Origin of the sequence: Caballeronia sp. LZ032 (assembly GCF_031451315.1) — a bacterium.
GTDB lineage: Bacteria > Pseudomonadota > Gammaproteobacteria > Burkholderiales > Burkholderiaceae > Caballeronia.
Window position 1 is genome coordinate 1 of record NZ_JARUXP010000028.1, and the last position, 2,657, is coordinate 2,657.

Annotated in this window: 3 protein-coding genes; all 3 read right to left on the reverse strand. The window is 58.3% G+C overall.

What is annotated here, in order from left to right:
• Nucleotides 1-432: hypothetical protein (locus tag QCE69_RS39205; RefSeq protein WP_309936137.1), on the reverse strand; the 432-nt coding region annotated here is incomplete at its 3' end.
• 37 nt (nucleotides 433-469) lie between these two features.
• On the reverse strand, nucleotides 470-784 hold the full coding sequence (locus tag QCE69_RS39210; RefSeq protein WP_309936138.1) for a hypothetical protein: 315 nt from the start codon (nucleotides 782-784) through the stop codon (nucleotides 470-472).
• Nucleotides 781-2,364, reverse strand: a complete 1,584-nt coding sequence (locus QCE69_RS39215; protein WP_309936139.1) for an EndoU domain-containing protein — start codon at nucleotides 2,362-2,364, stop codon at nucleotides 781-783. Before QCE69_RS39215 ends, QCE69_RS39210 begins: the two co-directional genes overlap by 4 nt.
• Nucleotides 2,365-2,657 lie beyond the last annotated feature (293 nt).

Here is a 2,657-nt window from a genome sequence, read left to right on the forward strand (position 1 = left end):
CGCGATCGTCTTCTTCTCCTTCTGGTTCAACTGCCGATTGTACAAATCCGCGTTACTGGCGGTCACGGCGCCTGCTTCGCCACCTGCCAACGCGCCGCCCGCGCCCGCGACTACATTCGCCGCGAAATTTCCAAGCGTCTTCGAGCCGGTCGCGTTTCCCACGCTCTCGGCCAATTTAGTTAGCTGTGGCGCGAATCCCGCCGCCACTCCCGCGCCCGCGGCCCCGCCTGCTGCCGTGTCGATGCCGCCGCCACCCAATCCGCCAATCAAGCCGCCGCCGATGACATGCGCGATCACCCGGTCCCTTCCGCCCTCGGCCGTTGCGTCGGCTGTCGCCTGATCGTGATCGGCGATTGCCAGCGCATGCTTCATATCAAAGTACGCGCCAATGCCTTGCGCGACCACTTGACCCGCCGCCTGTGCGGCCTGCATCGTGTCGGCTTGCTTGTTCAGGATTTAGCAGAGTGGATCAACGCCTTCTGTCGAATCTGCTGTCCTTATCATTCTCAGACTTAAAACCGATCAACAGCCCAACCTCTAACAGCTTAACGGCCGCCTTACCCGACACCTTATACGGGTATTGCTCCAACGAACTATTTATATATTCAAACGCAAGTCCATATTCTCCCGCCAGATCGATAAATTCCCTGATCTGCGCCATTTCATCTTCATATGTCATTGCGTCCGGGGGATAGGCGCGCGCAACTTCCGGCTGCTCCTCCATTTCCAGCAGAACAATCAACAGGTTCTCTTCAATTAATTCGTAATCTGATTTATTCGTCATTTCGGATTCTTTGGTAAGTTTGTCGGATACCCGGTCACGATACGCCCCTTGTTCGGATCGACGACCACCTTAATATCCACTCCATTGACTGTGCCCGTTCCCGTCACATAGCCGTTACCTGATGGTTTTGACCATTGTGTTTTCGGATCGGTAGATATGTCAGAGATAGCATTAGTAACGTCTGGCGGGCTCCACGAAGGTGGAAACTCCGATTTTCCCGGCTTTCCAACGCCCGACAAATGCCCGCCGGAGGTGGGCCCATCACCATAGAGAACGTGCGTTTTTGCTTTCGGATCGAGCAGCGAGTTATTGCCACTCTCACCATCGTTACTACCATTAAAAATAGCATTACTAGGCACATAGCCCGGCGCTCCCATAGCTGCCGAACCCGCCGCTGCGCCCGCCGTCGAATCCGCCAACACCGTTCCTGGATTCGCCATCGGCGGCTCGCCGCCCTTGGTCCCGATTACCGCATTGATCCCGTTGGCTATCCCTTGCGCAATCAGCACCGCCGGAGATTCTGCTGCCTTCGCTCCGGCATCGGCATTCATCTGTCCGGCAATCTGATTACCCCAGCGACTTAGCGTACCCGGTACGTCACCGTAGGTGTCCTTCGCCCACCCGATCACCGCGTCCAGCGCTTGGCTGCCCGTATTGCCTTTGCCCTCAGGGTTGGTCGTACTGCGGTTGTAAAGGTCCGCGCTTGATGCCGCGGCCGCCCCCGCTCCACCGCCCACGATTGCACCGCCAAGCCCCGCCAGCACGTTCGCCGCGATGTTACCGGCAAGCATCGAACCGGTCTGATCTCCGATTCCGTCAGCCAGTTGGTTCAGCTTACTCCCAAACGCCGACGAAACACCCGCACCCGCAGCACCGCCCGCTGCACTTCCAATGCTACCGCCGCCCAATCCACCAATCAGCCCACCGCCGATGATGTGCGCGATGACGCGATTGCTGCCGCCTTCATCCCAAGCCGCTGCACCTTCCTTGTCGTAGTTCGCCTGGGCGAAATTGTGCTTCACATCCGCATACGCCCCGATTCCCTGCGCCACCACCTGACCGGCCGCCTGCGCGGCCTGCATCGTGTCCGCCTGTTGGTTCAGGATCTCGTTCACGTCGGGCGTGGTCACGACTGTCCCGTTCGTGTTCGTCATGTCGCGACTCAAGCTCGCGATGTCCTGCGCCTGATGATCGCCGTCAGTCAGCGTAATCGTGCCCGGGCTGATCGCGCTACGCGTGGTCGCGCTCTGGTCGCCGTTCTCATGCTGACCGATCATTGGCACTGGGCCGCCTGATCCCGGTACTGAAGCAGTGCCGACAGCCTTGTCGGAGCTCGGACCCGGCGACAGGCCCACCGATCCGCCGATGCTGTTCGCCGAATAGTGCGAGTGGTTGCCGACGTCCGCGAACGTCAGCGTACCGGTGGACAGAGTGTTCTTCGCTGCGTCATCCGCCCCCGCGATGACCGCCCCCGTGAGCGCCGTATTGCCTTTGACCGAGACGTCAAAGCCGCCGTCGCCCGCAACCAGCCCCGCCTGTTCCTTGACCTGCGCGTACTCTATCGAAGCGGCGTCAGGCACGTAACAAGCAAAGTCCGAAAAACAAGCTCAGAAGCTAATCGATCACTCCAGCCCTACGGAGATGTTTTGGAAAAAGGCAGACATGTAGGACTAGCGACACCAAAAACATGGGAAGTCCGATCGAGAGCAACGCCGTAACCTCTCCTAGAACAAATATGATTCTGCATAAGCCAGCCACTATGAATGCATAAAGAACACTCGAACCAACAGCTATGCTGCCAACTATCGTAATCGTGCGCTCTGCCGCGAGAATGCTTCGCCAATTCATTTGAACCAAGGACCAAAGCTTTTAG

Coding starts and splice junctions, on each gene's coding strand:
- QCE69_RS39210 (WP_309936138.1), bottom strand. CDS start 784: ATGACGAATAAATCAGATTACGAATTAATTGAAGAGAACCTGTTGATT.